Annotated in this window: 17 protein-coding genes; 12 read left to right on the top strand and 5 right to left on the bottom strand. The window is 73.5% G+C overall.

From position 1 onward, the window contains the following. Together AB0H64_RS03640 and AB0H64_RS03635 are read right to left on the bottom strand one after the other, a co-directional pair. On the bottom strand, positions 1–1,188 hold a 1,188-nt coding region (locus AB0H64_RS03640), incomplete at its 3' end, for a nitronate monooxygenase family protein (RefSeq protein WP_357619671.1). A 16-nt stretch (positions 1,189–1,204) separates the two neighbouring features. Continuing rightward, positions 1,205–1,924 carry an acyltransferase gene (locus AB0H64_RS03635; RefSeq protein WP_357619669.1) on the bottom strand — a complete coding sequence of 240 codons (720 nt, stop codon included), beginning with the start codon at positions 1,922–1,924 and terminating at the stop codon, positions 1,205–1,207. A 110-nt stretch (positions 1,925–2,034) separates the two neighbouring features. Here AB0H64_RS03635 and AB0H64_RS03630 point away from each other — a divergent pair, with 110 nt between their 5' ends. The 9 genes from AB0H64_RS03630 to AB0H64_RS03590 all read left to right on the top strand — a co-directional run bounded on the left by AB0H64_RS03630 (position 2,035) and on the right by AB0H64_RS03590 (position 11,905). Then, the gene (locus AB0H64_RS03630) at positions 2,035–3,699 is read left to right on the top strand and encodes a CTP synthase (RefSeq protein ID WP_357619667.1); all 1,665 of its coding nucleotides are present in this window, start codon (positions 2,035–2,037) and stop codon (positions 3,697–3,699) included. Then, positions 3,696–4,307: an NUDIX hydrolase gene (locus tag AB0H64_RS03625; protein WP_357619665.1), complete on the top strand. Its 612-nt coding sequence runs from the start codon at positions 3,696–3,698 to the stop codon at positions 4,305–4,307. The genes AB0H64_RS03630 and AB0H64_RS03625 overlap by 4 nt, the downstream gene beginning before the upstream one ends. Positions 4,308–4,322: 15 nt before the next feature. Beyond that, positions 4,323–5,228 (top strand): site-specific tyrosine recombinase XerD, encoded by a 906-nt coding sequence (locus tag AB0H64_RS03620; protein WP_357619663.1) that lies wholly within the window; start codon positions 4,323–4,325, stop codon positions 5,226–5,228. Between the two features lie 116 nt (positions 5,229–5,344). Beyond that, positions 5,345–6,286 carry a ParA family protein gene (locus AB0H64_RS03615; protein ID WP_310716701.1) on the top strand — a complete coding sequence of 314 codons (942 nt, stop codon included), beginning with the start codon at positions 5,345–5,347 and terminating at the stop codon, positions 6,284–6,286. Beyond that, positions 6,283–7,146 carry a segregation/condensation protein A gene (locus AB0H64_RS03610; protein ID WP_357619660.1) on the top strand — a complete coding sequence of 288 codons (864 nt, stop codon included), beginning with the start codon at positions 6,283–6,285 and terminating at the stop codon, positions 7,144–7,146. The genes AB0H64_RS03615 and AB0H64_RS03610 overlap by 4 nt, the downstream gene beginning before the upstream one ends. 430 nt (positions 7,147–7,576) lie before the next feature. Beyond that, entirely contained in the window at positions 7,577–8,167 is a 591-nt protein-coding gene (gene scpB / locus AB0H64_RS03605) for an SMC-Scp complex subunit ScpB (protein WP_357619720.1), read from the top strand. Then, entirely contained in the window at positions 8,164–10,188 is a 2,025-nt protein-coding gene (locus tag AB0H64_RS03600; protein WP_357619658.1) for a pseudouridine synthase, read from the top strand. The genes scpB and AB0H64_RS03600 overlap by 4 nt, the downstream gene beginning before the upstream one ends. Before the next feature lie 71 nt (positions 10,189–10,259). Beyond that, positions 10,260–10,619 carry a chorismate mutase gene (gene aroH / locus AB0H64_RS03595; RefSeq protein WP_357619656.1) on the top strand — a complete coding sequence of 120 codons (360 nt, stop codon included), beginning with the start codon at positions 10,260–10,262 and terminating at the stop codon, positions 10,617–10,619. Between the two features lie 53 nt (positions 10,620–10,672). Then, entirely contained in the window at positions 10,673–11,905 is a 1,233-nt protein-coding gene (locus AB0H64_RS03590) for a prephenate dehydrogenase (protein ID WP_357619654.1), read from the top strand. A 236-nt stretch (positions 11,906–12,141) separates the two neighbouring features. Here AB0H64_RS03590 and AB0H64_RS03585 read toward each other — a convergent pair whose 3' ends face one another. Then, positions 12,142–13,143 carry a glycosyltransferase family 2 protein gene (locus tag AB0H64_RS03585; protein WP_357619652.1) on the bottom strand — a complete coding sequence of 334 codons (1,002 nt, stop codon included), beginning with the start codon at positions 13,141–13,143 and terminating at the stop codon, positions 12,142–12,144. Next, on the bottom strand, positions 13,140–13,979 hold the full coding sequence (locus tag AB0H64_RS03580) for a glycosyltransferase (RefSeq protein WP_357619650.1): 840 nt from the start codon (positions 13,977–13,979) through the stop codon (positions 13,140–13,142). Before AB0H64_RS03580 ends, AB0H64_RS03585 begins: the two co-directional genes overlap by 4 nt. Before the next feature lie 240 nt (positions 13,980–14,219). Here AB0H64_RS03580 and cmk point away from each other — a divergent pair, with 240 nt between their 5' ends. From cmk to aspS, 3 genes are all read left to right on the top strand, one after another. Then, positions 14,220–14,984, top strand: coding sequence for a (d)CMP kinase (cmk, locus tag AB0H64_RS03575; protein WP_357619648.1), 765 nt, complete (start codon positions 14,220–14,222; stop codon positions 14,982–14,984). A gap of 32 nt (positions 14,985–15,016) precedes the next feature. Then, positions 15,017–16,423 carry a ribosome biogenesis GTPase Der gene (gene der / locus AB0H64_RS03570; protein WP_357619646.1) on the top strand — a complete coding sequence of 469 codons (1,407 nt, stop codon included), beginning with the start codon at positions 15,017–15,019 and terminating at the stop codon, positions 16,421–16,423. 319 nt (positions 16,424–16,742) lie between these two features. Then, on the top strand, positions 16,743–18,014 hold the full coding sequence (gene aspS, locus AB0H64_RS03565) for an aspartate--tRNA(Asn) ligase (protein ID WP_357619644.1): 1,272 nt from the start codon (positions 16,743–16,745) through the stop codon (positions 18,012–18,014). Between the two features lie 67 nt (positions 18,015–18,081). Here aspS and AB0H64_RS03560 read toward each other — a convergent pair whose 3' ends face one another. Continuing rightward, entirely contained in the window at positions 18,082–19,668 is a 1,587-nt protein-coding gene (locus AB0H64_RS03560; protein WP_357619642.1) for an MFS transporter, read from the bottom strand. Between the last annotated feature and the right edge of the window lie 6 nt (positions 19,669–19,674).

The following is a 19,674-nucleotide window of genomic DNA, read 5'->3' as shown; positions in this document are numbered from 1 at the left end:
CCACCGCCCTGCTCGCCCCCGCGTGGGACTTCGGCGACGACGCCTGGCTGCACAGCCGGACAGCCGGCCGAGCCGCTCCACCGCGTCCGCGAACTCGCTGACCATGGCGTACACCACCTCGCGCGCCGGCCTGACCTGGTCGAGCTGGCCCACGACCTGGCCGACGAAGTAGTTGGCCAACTCCAGCGCCCCCGGCTCGCCCCGCTCGGCCGCCGCGCCGATGCGGGCCATCGCCGACTCGGCGACGAGCAGTTGCAGCGGCATGCCCAGCGGGCCGGGGCTCTCCTGGCCGGAGTCCCATTCGTCGGTCCACGCCGACCTGAGCTGGCGGGCCGGCTTGCCGGTGCGGGAGCGGGACCGCACGGTGTCGAGCGACGAGGCGGCCAGCATTTTGCGCTTGACCGCGGGCGCCGTCTCGGCCTCCTCGGTGGTCAGCCAGACCGAGCCGCACCACACGCCCTCGGCCCCCAGCGCCATGGCGGCGGCCATCTGCCGCCCGGAGGCGATCCCGCCGGCCGCCAGCACGGGCACCGGCCCGACCGCGTCCACGACCTGGGGCACCAGCACCATCGTGGAGATCTCACCGGTGTGCCCGCCGGCCTCCGTGCCCTGCGCCACGATGATGTCGGCGCCCGCCGCCACCTGCCTGCGCGCGTGCTCCACCGTGCCGACCAGCGCCGCGACCGGCACCCCGGCCGCGCGCGCCTTCTCGACCAGCTCGGGCGGCGGCGGGCCGAGCGCGCTGGCGACCAGGCCCACGGGGTGCTCCAGCGCCACGTCGATCAGCCCGGCCGCGCCCGCCGCGGTCACCCGCCTGCCGAGCTCGTCGGCCGACCCGATCCCGGGCCCGCCGATGGGCCCGCCGGACCCGCCGACGCCGTACTTGGACATCAGGTGCGCGACGAAGTCGCGGTGCCGCTCGGGGACGGCGTCGGCCAGCCGCGCCTCGGCGTCGAGCGCCGACGCGTCGACCTTGCCGGGCAGCAGCACGTCCACGCCGTACGGCCGGCCGCCCACCCGCTCGTCGAGCCAGGTGAGCTCGGTGTCGAGCTGCTCGGGCGTGTACGCGATGGCGCCGAGCACGCCGAAGCCGCCGGCGTTCGTCACCGCGGCCACGACGTCGCGGCAGTGGCTGAAGGCGAACAGCGGGAACTCGACGCCCAGACGCTCGCAGATGGCGGTGCGCATGGATCGACGCTAACCGTCAGAACGATGTTCGGTCCAGCCCCGGGTGATCCGGCGGCGTCACCAGGGTCGCGCCCGGGTGATCCGGCGGCGCCGCCGAAGCCCCGCCGGCCGCGCCGGGCGCGTGCCAGCCGAGCTCCGGGCTGTACCCGCGCACCAGCCGCGCCGGCACCCCCGCCACCACGCTGTGGTCCGGGAACTCGCCCCGCACCACCGCGCCCCCGGCCACCACGCACTGCCGCCCGAGCCGCGTGCCCGGCAGGATGATCGCCCCGGCACCCAGCCAGGACCCGGCACCGATCGAGACCGGGCTGTTGCGCGGCCACTGCCGCCCGATCGGCACGTCCGGGTCGTCGTAGACGTGGTTCTGGTCGGTGATGTAGACGTACGGTCCGGTGAAGACGTCGTCGCCGATGTCGATCGACTGGTGGGCCACGATGTGCGAGCCCCGGCCGATCGAGCAGCCGCCGCCGATCCGCAGGATCGAGCCGGGTCCCAGCTCCACGCCCGGCATCATGCCGCACGACAGCGACACCCGCTCGCCCACGAGCGTGTGGTCGCCGACCTCGATCCACCGCTCGCCGAAGATCGCCCCGGGCGGGAAGGCGATCTTCGCGCCCTCGCCCAGCCTGCGGAACCGGTGCCCCGCGGGACTCGCCGGAGTGATGGCCCCGGCGTCGCGGATCGCCGTGTAGCCACGGTGGATGAGCGTGCCCAGGGCCCGCCGTACGCATGACATAGCGCCCAAAGTTACCGCTAGGTCATACCGTTCGGGCATGTCGGGGACGTTGTTTGATATCCTGAGAGCCCGTGGACAGTTCGACCACGCCTCGAGCCACGGGAGCCCCTTTGCGCAGCGCATCGCAAACCAAGCATCTGTTCGTCACCGGCGGTGTCGCCTCAAGTCTCGGCAAGGGGCTCACGGCGTCCAGCCTCGGCCGCCTGCTCAAGGGGCGAGGTCTACGGGTCACCATGCAGAAGCTCGACCCCTACCTCAACGTCGACCCCGGCACCATGAACCCGTTCCAGCACGGCGAGGTCTTCGTCACCGACGACGGCTCCGAGACCGACCTCGACGTCGGCCACTACGAGCGGTTCCTCGACACCGACCTGCACGGCTCGGCCAACGTGACCACCGGCCAGGTCTACTCCAACGTCATCGCCAAGGAGCGGCGCGGCGAGTACCTCGGCGACACCGTCCAGGTCATCCCGCACATCACCAACGAGATCAAGGACCGCATCCGGGGCATGGCCGGTCCCGACGTGGACGTGGTCATCACCGAGGTGGGCGGCACGGTCGGCGACATCGAGTCGCTGCCCTTCCTGGAGGCGGTGCGCCAGATCCGGCACGAGGTCGGCCGCGACAACGTGTTCTTCCTGCACGTGTCGCTGCTGCCCTACATCGGGCCGTCCGGCGAGCTCAAGACCAAGCCCACCCAGCACAGCGTGGCCGCGCTGCGCAGCATCGGCATCCAGCCCGACGCGATCGTGCTCCGGTCCGACCGGCCGGTCCAGACCGCGATCAAGCGCAAGATCAGCCTGATGTGCGACGTGGACGAGGACGCCGTGGTCTCCGCCATCGACGCCGCCTCCATCTACGACATCCCCAAGGTGCTCCACGCCGAGGGCCTCGACGCGTACGTGGTGCGCCGGCTCGGCCTGCCGTTCCGCGACGTCGACTGGAAGGAGTGGGACCAGCTCCTGCGGCGCGTCCACCGCCCCGCCAAGGAGGTCACGATCGCGCTGGTCGGCAAGTACATCGACCTGCCCGACGCGTACCTGTCGGTCACCGAGGCGCTGCGTGCCGGCGGGTTCGCCAACGACGCGCGCGTCAACATCCGCTGGGTCAAGAGCGACGACTGCGAGACCCCCGAGGGCGCGGCGCGCGAGCTCGACGGCGTCGACGGCGTGCTGATCCCCGGCGGGTTCGGCGTGCGCGGCATCGAGGGCAAGATCGGCGCGATCCGCCACGCCCGCGAGCACAAGGTCCCGCTGCTCGGCATCTGCCTCGGCATGCAGGGCATGGTCATCGAGGCCGCCCGCAACCTGGCCGGCGTCGCCGAGGCCAACTCCGCCGAGTTCGACCCCGACACCAAGCACCCGGTCATCTCCACGATGGCCGACCAGGAGGACGTCGTCGCCGGCGAGCGCGACATGGGCGGCACCATGCGGCTCGGCGTCTACACCGCCAAGCTCGGCGAGGGCACGCTGGCCCGCCAGCTCTACGGCGGCAAGGCCAAGGCCGACGAGCGTCACCGCCACCGCTACGAGGTCAACAACGCCTACCGGGAGCAGCTGGAGAAGGTCGGCCTGGTGTTCTCCGGGCTGTCGCCCGACGGCCGCCTGGTCGAGTACACCGAGCTGCCGGTCGACGTCCACCCGTTCTTCATCGGCACCCAGGCCCACCCCGAGTTCCGGTCCCGGCCGACGCGGTCCAACCCGATGTTCAAGGGCCTGATCGCCGCCTCGCTCGTCTACGCCGACAGCCGCGTCACCTCCAAGGTCGCCAAGTGAGGGTCGAGGACGCGCCCGAGGCGTGGGAGGTCGTCTCCTCCACCGAGCGGTTCAAGGGCCGGGTGTTCGAGGTCGTCACCGACACCGTCCGGATGCCCGGTGACACGGTGGCCGACCGCGACTACGTCCGCCACGTCGGCGCGGTCGCGGTGGTCGCGCTCGACGCCGACGACCGGGTCCTGATGATCCGCCAGTACCGCCACCCGGCCCGCAGACTGCTGTGGGAGCTGCCCGCCGGCCTGCGCGACGTCGAGGGCGAGCCCCTGGCCGAGACCGCCGCGCGGGAGCTGGCCGAGGAGGCCGGCCACCGCGCCGCCACCTGGCACACGCTGGTCGATCTGCTCACCTCGCCCGGCATGACCGACGAGCGCATCCGCGTCTTCCTCGCCCGCGACCTGACGCCGATCCCCGAGGAGGAGAACGGCTTCGTCCCCGAGCACGAGGAGATCGGCATGCCGGTCGAGTGGGTGCCGCTGGCCGACGCCGTCGAGCACGCGCTCATGGGAATGATCCACAATTCCCCGGCCGTGGCCGGTATCCTCGCCGCGTACGCGGCATCGGTCGAGGGCTTCACCGGTTTGCGCCCCGCCGACGCCCCTGAGGCGTGACGGAAGGACCGATTCGTGGAGGCGGTGCTCTCCAGCTACCTCGCCCATCTGGCGGTGGAGCGGGGTCTCGCTGCCAACACGCTGGCCTCCTACCGCCGTGACCTGACCCGTTACGCGGAGTACCTGCGCTCGCGCGGGCACGCCACGCTCGGCGAGGTGGGCGAGGACGACGTCCTCGCCTTCCTCGCCGCGCTGCGCGAGGGCGACGGCGAGCACCCCGCCCTCTCGGCCGCCTCGGCCGCGCGGGCGGTGTCCGCCGTGCGCGGGCTGCACCGCTTCGCGCTGCGCGAGGGCGTCACCGCCCACGACCCGGCCCACCAGGTGCGCCCGCCGCGCCAGCCCCGCAGGCTGCCCAAGCCGATCGCCGTCGACCAGGTCGAGCGGCTCATCGCCGCCTCCGGCCCCGACGGCGCGCCACTGACCCTCCGCACCCGCGCCCTGCTGGAGGTCCTGTACGGCACGGGCGCGCGCATCGACGAGGCCGTCGGCCTGGCCGTCGACGACCTGGAGGACGACCAGGTGCGGCTGCGCGGCAAGGGCGGCCGCACCCGCGTCGTGCCGCTCGGCCGCTACGCCCGCTCCGCGCTCGACGCGTACCTCGTCAGGGCCCGCCCCGCGCTGCTCGCCCACGGCCGCGGCACCCCCGCGGTGTTCCTCAACGCGCGCGGCGGGCGCCTGACCCGGCAGGGCGCCTGGGAGGTGCTCCAGGCCGCCGCCGAACGGGCCGGACTCCACGGGATATCCCCGCACGTTCTCCGCCATTCCTTCGCAACCCACCTCATCGACGGGGGCGCCGACGTTAGGGTGGTCCAGGAGCTGCTCGGCCACGCCTCGGTGACGACCACCCAGGTCTACACCCTGGTCACGGTCGACAAGCTCCGTGAGGTGTACGCCGCCGCGCACCCCCGCGCCCGGCAGTGATCTATAGTCTTTTGCGGCGTGCCACGGTTCGGCGTGCCGCCTTGCCGCGTTTAGTGATGACGCCATAGTGTCCGTCCGGACGGTCCGGTTCGGGATCGTCAGGGAGGTTCGAGCTGGTGACTGTGAAGACCAACGGTTCGACCCCGGGGACCCCCGACAACCCCTGGGGTGACACGAAGACCGACACGCCTTCCACCGGCGTGAACCTGGGCCCCACCAGGCGCCCGCGCCCGGTGTTCCCGGAGCCCGTGCCGCCGGAGGTCCACGGGCCGGCGCGGGTCGTCGCGATGGTCAACCAGAAGGGCGGGGTCGGCAAGACCACCACCACCATCAACCTGGGCGCCGCGCTCGTCGAGTACGGCCTCAAGGTCCTGCTCGTCGACTTCGACCCGCAGGGCGCCCTGTCGGTGGGCCTCGGCATCAACCCGCTGCAGCTCGACCTCACGGTCTACAACCTGCTGATGGAGCGCAACGTCACCGCCGAGGACGTGCTGCTGGAGACCGGCGTCGAGGGCCTCGACCTGCTGCCCAGCAACATCGACCTGTCGGCCGCCGAGGTCCAGCTCGTCACCGAGGTCGCCCGTGAGCAGGTGCTCGGCCGCGTGCTCAAGCCGCTGCTGCCGCACTACGACGTGTGCCTCATCGACTGCCAGCCGTCGCTCGGCCTGCTCACCATCAACGCGCTCACCTGCGCCCACGGCGTCATGGTGCCGCTGGAGTGCGAGTTCTTCGCGCTGCGCGGCGTCGCCCTGCTCATGGACACGATCTCCAAGGTTCAGGAGCGACTCAACGAGGACCTCGAGATCGAGGGCCTGCTGGCGACCATGTACGACGCCCGTACCCTGCACGGCCGCGAGGTGCTCGCCCGCGTCGTCGAGGCGTTCGGCGACAAGGTCTTCCACACGGTGATCAACCGCACCGTCCGCTTCCCCGACGCCACCGTCGCCGGCGAGCCGATCACCACCTTCGACCCGTCCTCCCTCGGCGCCAGCGCCTACCGTGAGCTGGCCCGCGAAGTGCTCTCGCGCTGGCCCGCGCCTGCCACAATGGCCAGGTGACGTCAGAGCGGGGGAGCGCCGTCCACGACGGGGACCAGGCCGCGAAGGCCGGGTTCCAGGTCCACCTTGACGTCTTCGAGGGACCGTTCGACCTGCTGCTGGGGCTGATCGCCAAGCACAAGCTGGACATCACCGAGGTGTCCCTGTCCCAGGTCACCGACGAGTTCATCGCCTACATCCGCTCGCGCGGCCCCGAGTGGGACCTCGACCAGACCAGCCATTTCCTGCTGGTCGCGGCCACCCTGCTCGACCTCAAGGCGGCCCGGCTGCTGCCCTCCGGCGAGGTCGAGGACGAGGAGGACCTCGCGCTGCTGGAGGCCCGCGACCTGCTGTTCGCCCGGCTGCTCCAGTACAAGGCGTACAAGGAGGTCGCCAAGGTCTTCGCGGGCCGCATGGCCGACGAGGCGCTCCGCTTCCCGCGCGCCGTGCCGATGGAGCCCCGCTTCGCCGAGCTCCTGCCGGAGCTGATCCTCGGCATCGGCCCCGAGCAGCTCGTGAAGATCGCCGCCAGGGCGTTCACCCCCAAGCCGCCGCCCACGGTGGGCGTCGGCCACATCTACCAGCCTTTGGCCAGCGTCCGCGAGCAAGCCGCTATCCTGGTCCAGCGCCTCAGGCGCATGCGCCGGGCCACCTTCCGGGCCCTGGTCGCCGACTGTGACGGCACCTTCGAGGTCATCGCCCGCTTCCTGGCCGTCCTGGAGCTGTTCCGCGAGTCGGCGGTCAGCTTCGACCAGGTCGAGCCGCTGGGCGACCTGCACGTCACCTGGACGGGCAGCGACGAGGGCGACGTCGCGGTGGGCGACGACTACGAGGAGAGCGCGCGAAGCGCGGAGAGCGCGGAGAAGGCTGCTGATGACTGACGACCGCCCCGGCGAGCACCCGGACGATCACCCGGACGATCGACTGGACGAGCACCCGGACGATCGGCTGCGGGACCACTCCGGCGGGCCGATGGACGCCCGCGCCGACGACGGGCCGCCGCAGCCGCGCAGGTCTCCGGAGACGCCGCTGCCGGCCTGGATGACCCTCCCAGGCTCCCTCGCCGCCCCCCAGCCCCGCACCCCGGCCCCCGTCTCCGACCCGGCCCCCGAGCCCGACCCGGCCCCCGCCTTCGACGCGGCACCCGAGCCTGACGCGGCCCCCGTCTTCGACCCGGCCCCCGTCTTCTACGCGGCACCCGAATCCGACGCGGCACCCGTCTTCGACGTGGCCCGCGAGCCTGACCCGGACCCCGAGCCGTTCGCCGACGTGTCGCCCGTGGACCAACCGTGGGACGAACCCGGTCCTCCCCTGGGTGAGGACCCGGAGGAGGCCGGGGAGGAGCCGGACGGCGGGCCCGCGCCGAGCCTCAGCGCCGCCCTCGAAGCCATCCTCATGGTCGTGGACGTCCCCGTCCCCGAGGTGACGCTGGCCCAGGTGCTCGAACGCCCCACCCACGAGGTGGCCGCCGCCCTCAGATCGCTGGCGGCGGAATACACCGGAGCCGGACGGGGTTTCGATCTGAGAGAGGTCGCAGGAGGCTGGCGCTACTACACGCGTGCCGACTGCGCGCCGCTGGTCGAGCGGTTCGTCCGCGACGGCCAGCAGACGCGGCTGACCCAGGCCGCGCTCGAAACACTCGCGGTCGTGGCCTACCGGCAACCGGTGAGCCGTGCCCGCGTCGCCGCCGTACGCGGTGTCAACAGCGACGGCGTCATGCGGACGCTCGTCGCACGGGGGCTGGTCGAAGAGGCCGGCACCGACCCGGAGAGCCAGGCAGTGCTCTACCGGACAAGCTCATACTTCCTTGAACGTCTGGGACTGAAGGACCTCAGCGAGCTCCCCGAGCTCGCTCCGTTCCTCCCGGACGACGTGGAAAACCTCGAGGAGACAACAAAGTGATCAACAGGCGCAGCACCCCGTCCGGTGATGGACGCGGTCGAGGACGCACCGGCGGCTCCACCGGCCGCGGCGGGCGTCCCGCCTTCCGCTCCGACGACTCTCGCGGCGGTTCCGGCCGCGACTCCCTTCGCGCCGACCGCGGCGGCACCCGCGCCCGGTACGGCGACTCCACCTCCCGCGACCGCTCCGGCGGCGACCGCGGCGGCTTCCGCTCCGAGGGCCGCGAGGGCGGCTCGCGGCCTGAGGGCCGCGACAGCGGCTTCCGCAGCCGTGAGGACGGCTTCCGCCCCGGCGGCCGCGACTCCGGCGGCCGCAGCTCTGGCGGCCGTGACTTCGGCGGCCGTGACTCCGGGGGCCGTGACTCCGGGGGTCGTGACTTCGTCCGGCGCGACTCCGGCCGGGGCTTCTCGGACCGCCGCGACGACCGTGGCGGCTTCCGTTCGGACCGCCGCGATGACCGTGGCGGTTTCCGTTCCGACCGTGGCGACGACCGTTCGGGCCCCCGCTCCGCCGGCCGCGACGACCGTGGCGGCTTCCGTTCCGACCGGCGTGACGACCGTCCGGGCTCCCGTACCGGCCGCGGTGACGACCGCGACGGCGGCTTCCGCTCCGACCACCGCACCACGGACCGTGGCGGCTACGGCGATCGATCCGGTTCCGGCGACCGGCCGCGTTACGGCGACCGTTCCGGCTCGGGTGACCGGCCGCGTTACGGCGACCGTTCCGGCTCGGGCTCCGGCGACAGGCCGCGTTACGGTGACAGGCCCGGCTCCGGCGACAGGTCCGGTTACCGTGACAGGCCGGGCTACGGCGGCGGCCACCGGGACGACGCCCGTGCTGACTCCCGCACCGACGCCCGTGCTGAGTCCCGCTCCGACTCCCGCGGGGACTTCCGTGGAGACTCCCGTGGGGACTCCCGTCCCGGGTTCCGGGCCGATCGCAGCGGCCGGCGCGACGACTCCCCTTCGTCCACCCGCGCCCGCTTCGGCCGTCGTGACGAGCCGCGTGGCTCCCGCGGCGGCTTCGAGACCATCGGCCGTCCCACCTCGGGTGGCCGTCCCTCGTCGGGTGGCCGGCCCGCGGGCGGCGGCGCACGGCGAGACGGCCAGGGCGGCTACGGCGGCCAGGGCGGTTACGGCGCCGGCCGTGGCTCCCAGGGGACGACCAGGACCGGCCAGCCGGCCGGCCGTGGCGGCGACGCGCCGCGCGACCGGTTCAAGACGGCCCGCCAGCCCCTGCGCGACCGCAACTTCTACCCCGAGGGCTACACCGACGAGCGCGACACCACCGAGGTGCCCGACGGCGTGCGGCTGCAGAAGGTCCTCGCCCAGGCGGGCGTGGCCAGCCGCCGCGCCTGCGAGGAGATGATCGGCGACGGCCGCGTCACCGTGAACGGCCAGGTCGTGCGGAGGTTCGGCGCCAAGGTCGACCCCGCCACGCAGGTCATCCACGTCGACGGCAAGCGCATCCCCACGGCCCCCGACCTCGTCTACTACGCCCTGAACAAGCCCATCGGCGTCGTGTCCACCATGAGCGACCCCCAGGGCCGCCCGTCACTGGCCGACTACGTCGAGGAGCTGGCCCCGCGCCTGTTCCACGTGGGCCGGCTCGACACCGAGACCGAGGGCCTGCTGCTGCTCACCAACGACGGCGAGCTGGCCAACCGGCTGACCCACCCCAGCTACGGAGTCCAGAAGAAGTACTGGGCCAAGGTGCCGGGTCCCATCCCGCGCGACCTCGGCCGCAGGCTCCGGCAGGGCATCGAGCTGGAGGACGGCCTGGTCAAGGTGGACAGCTTCACGATCGTGCAGGAGCACGGCCAGCAGGCGCTGGTCGAGGTCGTACTGCACGAGGGCCGCAAGCACGTGGTGCGGCGCCTGCTGGAGGTGGCCGGTCACCGGGTCATCGACCTGGCCAGGATCGAGTTCGGGCCCGTCAAGCTCGGCCGTACCAAGCCCGGCACCATCCGCGCGCTCACGCTGAAGGAAGTGGGCGAGCTGTACGCGGCCGTGAAGCTGTAACCTGATCAGAACGCAGGAGCCCGTGCGGAGGTCCGCACGGGCTCCACCGCTTATAGAGGGGACGGATCACAATGGTGCGGGCGATCCGCGGGGCGATCCAGGTGGACGCCGACAACCGTGACGCGATCATCGAGGGGACGACCGAGCTCGTCGCCGCGCTGATGGAGCGCAACCAGCTCACCACCGACGACGTGATCAGCGTGCTGTTCACCGCCACACCCGACCTGACGGCCGAGTTCCCGGCCCTGGCGGCGCGTAAGCTGGGCTTCCACGAGGTGCCGCTCATCTGCTGCACCGAGATCGGCGTGCCGGGCGCGCTGCCCCGCGTGGTGCGGCTCATGGCGCACGTCGAGACGGACAAGCCGCGCTCGGAGATCCAGCACGTCTACCTGCGCGGCGCGATCGCCCTGCGTCAGGACATCGCCCAGTAGCGGCACCCTTCCACCCGGCCCGGATCACCCGGAACACGACCCAGGACATCGACATGGCCTCCGAACTCCGCACCGTGCTCGTCGTCGGCACCGGTCTCATCGGCACCTCCGTGGCGCTGGCGCTGCGCGGGCACGGGGTTCGCGTGCTGCTCTCCGACCGCGACCAGGGCGCGATGCGCCTGGCGCGTGAGCTGGGCGCGGGGGAGGAATGGCAGCCCCGACTCGCGGCGGGCCGCGCGACGGCCGCCGGAGCGGACGGCGTGACCGATGGCGCGGACGGCGTGACGGGCGCCGGAGCCGGTGGTACGGACGGCGTGACAGGTGCCGGAGCCGACGGTACGGGGGACATGACCGGTGCCGGAGTCGGTGCCGAGAGGGCGGATCTCGCGGTGATCGCGGTGCCGCCCGCACACGTCGCCACCGAGCTGCTCGCCCTCCAGCGGGCCGGCGCCGCCACCCACTACACCGACGTGGCCAGCGTCAAGGCCGTCCCCATCGACGGGGCTCGCCGGCTCGGCTGCGACCTCGGTGCGTACGTCGCCTCGCACCCGCTGGCCGGGCGGGAGAAGTCCGGCCCGGGGGCGGCGCGAGCCGACCTGTTTCTGGGCCGGCCCTGGGCGCTCTGCCCCACCCCGGAGAGCTCCCCGGAGACCAGGGCCGCGGTGCTGCGCCTGGTGGAGCTGTGCGGGGCCAACCCCGTCGAGGTGCACGCCGACGACCACGACCGGGCCGTCGCCGTGGTGTCCCACGCACCCCACGTGACCGCCTCGGCCGTGGCGGCCCGCCTGGCCGACGCCTCCGAGGTGGCGCTCGGGCTGGCCGGGCAGGGCGTGCGCGACGTCACCCGGATCGCGGGCAGCGACCCCGGACTCTGGCTCGGCATCCTGGCCGGCAACGCGGCGCCCGTCGCCGAGGTCCTGGAGGCGGTCTCGCGCGACCTGTCCGAGGCGGCGTCCGCGCTGCGCGCCCTGGCCGACGGCGACGGCACCGCCTCCGGCGAGATCACCCAGCTCCTCAAGCGGGGCGTCGCGGGCCACGGCCGCATCCCGGGCAAGCACGGCGGTCCCGCCTCCTCCTACGTGGTGGTCCAGGTCGTCATCGGCGACCGTCCCGGCCAGCTCGCCAAGCTGTTCCAGGTGTGCGACGAGGTCGGCGTCAACGTCGAGGACGTGCGGCTGGAGCACGCGCCCGGCCTGCCGCTGGGCATCGCCGAGGTGTCGGTCCAGCCGGACGCGGCGCCGGTCCTCACCCGGGCCCTGCACGAGCGGGGCTGGCAGGTCCCCTGACCCGCCTGCCCGCCCGCGCCTGGACAGGCGGCCTCCCGTACCGGACGGCCGGTCCCGCCGTACCTGGGACTCGCGCGTGTTGCCGTGCTGGAACGGCAGGTCCGCCGTACCTGGGGTGCTGGAACGGCCGGTCCGCCGTACCCGGGGTGCTGGAACGGCAGGTCCCGCCGTTCCCGGGCGCGCGTGCGTTGCCGTGCTGGAACGGCTGGTCTCGCCGCATTCGGGTGGTCCGAGAGTCAGGAGACGTAGCGGCGGGCCTGTGAGGTGGCCTGGGCTTTCTCCAGGCTCGCCAGGCGGGCCTCCACCCGCTCGGGGACCCTGCGGCGCTCGGCGAGCACCCACGGCAGGCCGCGCAGCGCGTCCAGGGCCGCGAGCGCGGAGACACGGTCGTGCGGCACGGTCCGCGCCAGGTGCAGCGTGCGGCGCATCGCCGCGCGCACCGGGCGGCGCAGCCAGGTGAACCAGAGCGTGTTGCGCAGCCCCACCCGCCTGCGGGCGTGGGAGTCACGGTTCCTGGACGCCTCGTGGTGGACGGTCAGCTCCTCCAGATAGCACAGCTCCCAGCCGGCGGTCGCCAGGTCGACGGCCAGCAGCTCCTCCTCGCCGCCCAGCCACAGCCGCCGCGAGAACCCGCCGCACTCCAGGAACGCGTCCCGGCGCACCACCGACGCGCCCGCCAGGAAGCTGCCCAGCGCCGGTCCGGGCAGCCAGGACGGGCCGCGTACGGGGGAGTCGCGCAGCTCCGGCACGATCGGGTCCTCCCGGCTGCCGGGCTCGGCGAGGATGCGGGCCGTGACGACCGCCAGGCGCGGGTGCGCGTCCAGCACGTCGGCGGCGCGGGCCAGCGAGCCGGGCTCCCACCAGGTGTCGTCGTCGGCGAACGCCACGTACGGCGTGGCCAGCCGCTCCACGCCGAGGTTGCGGCCGACGGCGCCCAGGTTCTCGCGCAGCGCCACCACGTCCGCCTGGGGGTACGCGGCGGACACGGCCTCGGCGGTGCCGTCGTCCGAGCCGTTGTCGACCACCACGACCTTCGGGCGTTCGGGGAGGGCGAGCAGCCGGCCGACGGATCTGAGGACCTCCTCGCGCCTGTTCCAGGTGATGACGACGGCGCCGACCCGCGCGTCCACCGCCGCGCGCCCCCGGCCGCCTCCGGTCTCGGTCGCGTGCTCCCACGTCTCCCGGCGGCCCGGCGGGCGTTCGTCGTCCCCTGGTCCCGGCGCGTGCCGCGGGCTCATCGGCGGGCCTCCAGCAGCCGGCGGGCCCGCTCGACCGCCGGGGGCAGCGCGCGCCGCTGCGCCAGCGCCAGCGGCAGCCGGGGAACGGCCGTGCGCAGCCCCTGCCAGCCGCGCGGGCCCTGGCGCAGTGCCGCCAGCGAGCGCCGGGCGACCACGCTCCACGGGCGGCGCAGCACGGCCGTGAGCACGGAGTTGCGTGTGGCGAGCTCCTTGCGCCCGCGCGGGTCCCGCGACGGGGACGGATGGTGGTGGGCGACCACGTCGTCGACGTAGGCGAGCCCCCAGCCCTTGGCGGCCAGGTCCATGGCCAGGCGTTCCTCCTCGCCGAAGAAGAAGATGACGTCGTCGAACCCGCCGGCCTCCAGGAAGGCGTCCCTGCGCACCACCGCGCCGCACGCGAGGAAGCCCAGCACGCTCGGGCCGGGCAGGTCCGGCTCGTGGCCGAGCGGGGAGCGGGCCATCTCCTCGCACACCGGGTCGGGGCGCTCCTGGGGGCCGACGAGGACGCGGGCGGCCAGCACGGCCAGGCGTGGGTACGCGTCGAGGACGTCCGCCGCCCGTGCCAGCGCCCCGGGCGCCCACCAGGAGTCGTCGTCGGCGAAGGCCACGTACGGGGTCCGCGCCATGCGCACGCCCACGTTGCGGGCCGGCGCGCCCAGGTTCTGGCCGGCCTCGACGACGGTGACGTCGGGGAAGTGGCGGCGGACGAAGCCGGGACTGCCGTCGGTGGAGCCGTTGTCGACCAGGATGGCGGGGCGTGGGTGGTGGGGGAGGGACCCGGCCAGCGCGCGCCGTCGATTCCTGGTGGCCACCACCACCGTAACCCGTTCGACCATGTACGGTCCCTAACCGGAATGCCGCCCCTTAGTCGTCATACGCCCCCATACCGGACTGTCACGGCACTGTGGTCCTGCGGCCGCCCCGCACCGGCCGCCCCGCACCGGCCGCCCCGCACCGGCGGACCCGGGGCGCGCTCCGCCAGGCGCGAGGGGACGCGGGCGGACGCCGGAACAGGCGTGAGGCGGTAGCCTCTTCAGGTCGAGTAAGAGCCTTGAGAGCGTGAAGAAGGAGAGGCCGTGGCCGGTCTGGTCGTCGCCATGGACGGCCCTTCGGGGTCGGGCAAGTCGAGCGCGTCGCGCGGGGTGGCCAAGGCCCTCGGCCTGCGTTACCTCGACACCGGCGCCATGTACCGGGCGATGACCTGGTGGGTGCTGGAGCAGGGCGTGGACCCGGCCGACACCGACGCGGTCGCGGCGCGGGCCGTCGAGCCCGAGATCGTCTCCGGCACCGACCCCGACGCCCCGTCGATCCACGTCGACGGCGTGGACGTGGCGGGGCCGATCCGGGGCGCGCTGGTGACCGGCGCCGTCTCGCTGGTCGCGGCGGTGCCCGAGGTGCGGGCCCGGCTCGTGGCCCTGCAGCGGCGGATCATCGGCGACGGCGGCATCGTGGTCGAGGGCCGTGACATCGGCACGGTCGTCGCGCCCGACGCGACGCTCAAGATCTACCTGACGGCCAGCGCCGAGGCCCGCGCCCAGCGCCGCCACGCGGAGCTGTCCGGCGCCGCGGCCGAATCCACGACGGCCCAATCCACGACGGCCCAATCCACGACGGTCGAGTCCACCACGGTCGAGGCCCAGCAGGCCGAGCTGGCCAGGCGCGACAGGCTCGACTCGACACGCAAGACCGATCCACTCTCGATGGCGGATGGCGCCGTCGAGCTCGACACCACCGCGCTGAACCTGGAGCAGGTCATCGCGGAGGTGCTGAGACTGGTCGAGGAGCGGAGCGGTTCCGCGGCGCGGAGCGGCTCCGGCGGCCAGCACTACGAGCGCGCCTGAACAGGTGCGGGACTCACTAAGGATGAAACATCGTGTCTACGGGGGACTGGGTCGAGGCTGATCTCGACGACCTCGCACTAACCGAAGAGCACGGCGACAGCGGTCCGCTGCCCGTCGTGGCCATTGTCGGACGCCCGAACGTGGGCAAGTCCACGCTGGTCAACCGCATCATCGGCCGCCGGGAGGCGGTCGTCGAGGACGTGCCCGGCGTGACCCGGGACCGGGTGACCTACGAGGCCAACTGGCGCGGCAAGCGCTTCACGGTCGTCGACACCGGCGGCTGGGACCCCGACGCCACCGGCATGGGGCTGCGCATCGCCGAGCAGGCGCAGGTCGCGGTCGAGCTGGCCGACGTGATCGTGTTCGTGGTCGACGCGACCGTGGGCGCGACCGACTCCGACGAGATCGTCGGCTCGGTGCTGCGCCAGTCGGGCAAGCCGGTCATCCTGGCCGCCAACAAGGTCGACAACCAGCTGGTCGAGCTGGAGGCCGCCGCGCTGTGGTCACTCGGCCTCGGCGAGCCGTACCCGGTCTCGGCCCTGCACGGCCGTTCCAGCGGCGACCTGCTGGACGTGGTGCTCGACGCGCTGCCGGAGACGCCGAGCGAGACGTTCGGCACCGAGCGCGGCCCCGCCCGGGTGGCGCTGCTCGGCAAGCCCAACGTCGGCAAGTCGTCGCTGCTGAACAAGCTCGCCGGCGAGGAGCGGGTGCTGGTCGACCCGATGGCCGGCACCACCCGTGACCCGGTGGACGAGCTGATCGAGCTCGGCGGGCGCACCTGGCGCTTCGTCGACACGGCCGGCATCCGGCGGCGCGACCGCGAGCTGCAGGGGGCCGACTTCTACGCGGCCATGCGCACCCGGGCCGCGCTGGAGCGCTCGGAGGTGGCGGTCGTGCTGATCGACGCCAGCGACCCGCTCACCGAGCAGGACCTGCGCATCATCGGCCTGGTGATCGAGTCGGGCCGCGCCATGGTGGTCGCGTTCAACAAGTGGGACCTCGTCGACGAGGACCGCCGCTACTACCTGGAGAAGGAGATCGACCGGCAGCTCGTGCGCACCCCGTGGGCACTGCGGGTCAACATCTCCGCCCGCACCGGCCGTCATGTGGACCGGCTCGTTCCGGCCCTGGAGAAGGCCCTGGAGTCGTGGTCGACGCGGGTGCCCACGGCCAGGCTCAACGCGTTCCTGACCGAGCTGGTGCAGCAGACGCCGCCGCCGGTCCGGGGCGGCAAGCAGCCGAAGATCCTGTTCGCCACCCAGGCGTCGGTGGAGCCGCCGAAGTTCGTGCTGTTCACCTCGGGGTGGCTGGAGGAGACCTACCGGCGCTTCATCGAGCGGCGCATCCGCGAGGAGTTCGGCTTCGCCGGGTCGCCCATCGAGGTGACGATGAAGATCCGCGAGAAGCGCAAGGGCGGCGCCTCCCAGCAGAAGAAGTGACGCCCGGCCCCCGCGACGCGGCCGTAATCGCGTTGCCTCGTCGCGGGGGCGGCGGCTAACATCCACGGCTAACACGTTGACGGAGACGAGTAGCCGGAAGACCGCGCGGGCAGAGAGAGCCGCCGGCAGCTGCGAAGGCGGCCCCGTGCCTCCCGGCGAAGACACTCCCGAGTGCGGGGAGGAAATGCCCCGCCGGCCTGACCCCCGTCATCGGGTCACGGAGGCCGTCCCGTCCGGGGCGGCGAAAGTGCGGTGGCACCGGGAGCTCCCTTCTCCCCCGCACTCCCAAGGGATCACACACGTCCTCCAAGGAGCAGTGATGATCTCTCGTGTCCTGTCGGTGCAGCTCAAGGAGCACGCCGGCCAACGAGTGACGATCGCCGGATGGGTCCATCGCCGCCGGCGGCTGAAATCCGTGTCCTTCCTCCTCGTCCGCGACCGCCGCGGCGTCGCCCAGGTCGTCGTCCCGCCCGGGACGGCGCTCCCGCCCGAGGAGAGCGTCGTGCACGTCACCGGCCTCGTGACGCCCGGCGTGCACGCGCCGGGCGGGGCCGAGCTCACCGAGCCCCGCATCGAGGTGCTGTCGGAGCCCGCCAAGGCGCCGCCGTTCGACCTGTACCGGCCCGTCGTCCCGGCCGCCCTGCCGGCCGTCCTCGACCACGCGCCCGTCGCGCTGCGGCATCCGCTGCTGCGCGCACCGCTGGAGATCTCGGCGGCGAGCGTGGCCGGGTTCCGGGCGACGCTCGACCGGCTCGGCTTCACCGAGATCCACACCCCGAAGCTCGTCGCCTCGGCCACCGAGTCCGGCGCGAACGTCTTCACCGTCGACTACTTCGGCCGTCCCGCCTACCTCGCCCAGTCGCCGCAGTTCTTCAAGCAGGCGATGGTCGGCGTGTTCGAGCGGGTCTACGAGGTGGGGCCGGTGTTCCGGGCCGAGCCGCACGACACCGCCCGCCACCTGGCGCAGTACACGAGCCTGGACGCCGAGCTGGGATTCGTCCGCGACCACCGCGACGTGATGGCGGTCCTGCGCGAGGCGCTGGCGGGCATGCTGGAGTCGGTACGGCTGCGCGCCGCCCCCGCCGTCGAGGCCCTGGGCGCCGCGCTGCCCGAGGTGCCGGCCGAGATCCCGGCCGTCCACTTCACCGAGGCCAAGCGCGTGAGCGGCGAGGACGGCGAGCCCGACCTGTCGCCGGCGCAGGAGCGGTGGCTGTCGGAGTGGGCGCTGCGGGAGCACGGATCGGAGTTCGTGTTCGTCACCGGCTACCCGATGGTCAAACGTCCCTTCTACACGCATCCCGACCCGGCGCGTCCCGGCCACTCCAACGGGTTCGACCTGCTGTTCCGGGGGCTGGAGCTGGTGACGGGCGGGCAGCGGCTGCACCGGCACCAGGACTACCTGGACGCGCTGGCCGCCCGGGGCGAGGCCGTGGAGCCGTACGAGGGGTACCTGCGGGCGTTCGAGCACGGGATGCCGCCGCACGGCGGGTTCGCGATCGGCCTCGAACGCTGGACGGCCCGCCTGACGGGCGCGCCCAACATCCGCCAGGCGGCGCTGTTCCCGCGCGACCTGCACCGCCTCTCGCCCTGACGCGCCCTCTCGCCGTGGCGCACGCTGTCGCCTTGACGGCACTCTGTCGCCTTGACGCACCGCCCGCTCAGGCGCCGCGTCTGGGCATGAAGAGGGCGACGACGGCGCCGATCACGCACAGCACCGCCGTCACCAGGAACATCTCGGTATACTCCAGGTGCAGCGCGGCGTCGACCCGGGCCAGGTAGTCCGCCATCCTGCGGGCGTACACCGCCGGGTCGACGCCGAACGGCAGCGGCGTGTCCAGGCGCGACGTCAGTGACTGGAACCGGTAGAACCCCCAGGCCGACACGCCCGCGATGCCGATCAGCATGCCCATCATCCGGGCCACCACCACGGCGGCCGAGGCCACGCCGTGCTGGGCGGCCGGCGTGACGCGCAGCACGGCCGCCGACACGGGGGCGATGACCAGGCCCAGGCCCAGTCCGGCGACCACCAGGTCGGCGCTCATCTGCGGACGGGCGCCGGCCAGGTCCAGCGGCCAGCGGCTCATCAGCGCGTACCCCACGGCGGCGACCAGCAGGCCCGTCACGGCGACGGCCCGATCGCCCAGCCGGCGCGCCAGCAGGCCGCCGGCGACCGCGCCCACGGGCAGCGCGATCAGGAACCAGCCCAGCACCTGCGCGGCGGCTTCCAGGGCCTCCATCTCCAGCAGCGTCTGCGCGGTGAACTGCACGAACACCATGGTGACCAGCAGCGCCGCGCCGGTCAGGAAGCTGACGCCCAGCGTGGCCAGCAGCGGCCCCTTGCGGGTGCCGGACAGGTCGAGCAGTCGTACGGGGGAGCGGATCTCCCACCAGACGAACGCGGCCCCGGCGAGCAGCCCGGCGGCGATCAGCGGCAGGCCCCAGGGCGGGAGGACCGCCTTGGCGGGGTCCGGGTTGTAGAGGCCGGCCACGAGGAGGGCCAGGGCGAGCGCCAGCAGCGCGCCTCCCCTGCCGTCCACCCGCCTCACGGGGCCCGTGCCGTCCGCCGCCCGTACCGCTGGGGGAGAGGGCGGTGGGACGCTGTAGTGCACCGCGACGGCGGCCAGGGCGGCGAGCGGGACGTTGATCCAGAAGATGGCGTGCCAGCCGCCCAGCTCAACCCCCGGGAACGAGGTGCGCGGGATCGCCGCCAGCAGCCCGCCGTACAGCGGGCCGAGGGCGCTGCCCAGCTCCTGCGCCGCTCCCACGGCGCCGAGCGCCATGGGCCGCTCCCGCTCGTCCCACAGGTCGCCGATGAGCGCCATCGTGATCGGCAGCAGCGCGCCGCCCGCCACGCCCTGGACGGTCCGGCCGGCGACCACCATGGCCTCGCCGGCCGCCAGCGCCGTCAGCACCGAGCCGAGCGCGAACGCCGCCAGGCAGGCGTGGATGAGGGGCCTGCGGCCGTACCGGTCGGAGAGCTGGCCCAGCAGCGGCATCGCCGCCACGTACCCCAGCAGGAACCCCGTGACCACGGGCGTGGCCCGCTCCAGGCGGTTGATCGGGATGCCGACGTCCTCGGCGATGTCGATGAGGACGGTCACGACCACGTACGCGTCGAGCGCCGCGAGCAGCACCACCGCGCCGCCGACGCCGAGCGCGACCCGGCGGGCCGTCTTCACCGGACGGCCCTCGTCGCTCCGGACCGCCGGGTCCTCGCCGGCCGGTCCCGTCGTCAAGGAGCCCATCGCGCC

Source organism: Nonomuraea sp. NPDC050733 (genome assembly GCF_040654215.1).
In the GTDB taxonomy this organism is placed as follows: Bacteria; Actinomycetota; Actinomycetes; order Streptosporangiales; family Streptosporangiaceae; genus Nonomuraea.
The sequence above is the reverse complement of the archived record's forward strand: the minus strand, read 5'-3'. Positions and strand labels throughout refer to the sequence as shown.

What these genes read in the sequence shown, in the direction of transcription:
- AB0H64_RS03635 (WP_357619669.1), bottom strand. Translation starts at nt 1,924, where the DNA reads ATGTCATGCGTACGGCGGGCCCTGGGCACGCTCATCCACCGTGGCTAC.
- aroH (WP_357619656.1), top strand. Translation starts at nt 10,260, where the DNA reads ATGGTGCGGGCGATCCGCGGGGCGATCCAGGTGGACGCCGACAACCGT.
- AB0H64_RS03590 (WP_357619654.1), top strand. Translation starts at nt 10,673, where the DNA reads ATGGCCTCCGAACTCCGCACCGTGCTCGTCGTCGGCACCGGTCTCATC.
- AB0H64_RS03585 (WP_357619652.1), bottom strand. Translation starts at nt 13,143, where the DNA reads ATGAGCCCGCGGCACGCGCCGGGACCAGGGGACGACGAACGCCCGCCG.
- AB0H64_RS03580 (WP_357619650.1), bottom strand. Translation starts at nt 13,979, where the DNA reads ATGGTCGAACGGGTTACGGTGGTGGTGGCCACCAGGAATCGACGGCGC.
- aspS (WP_357619644.1), top strand. Translation starts at nt 16,743, where the DNA reads ATGATCTCTCGTGTCCTGTCGGTGCAGCTCAAGGAGCACGCCGGCCAA.
- AB0H64_RS03560 (WP_357619642.1), bottom strand. Translation starts at nt 19,668, where the DNA reads ATGGGCTCCTTGACGACGGGACCGGCCGGCGAGGACCCGGCGGTCCGG.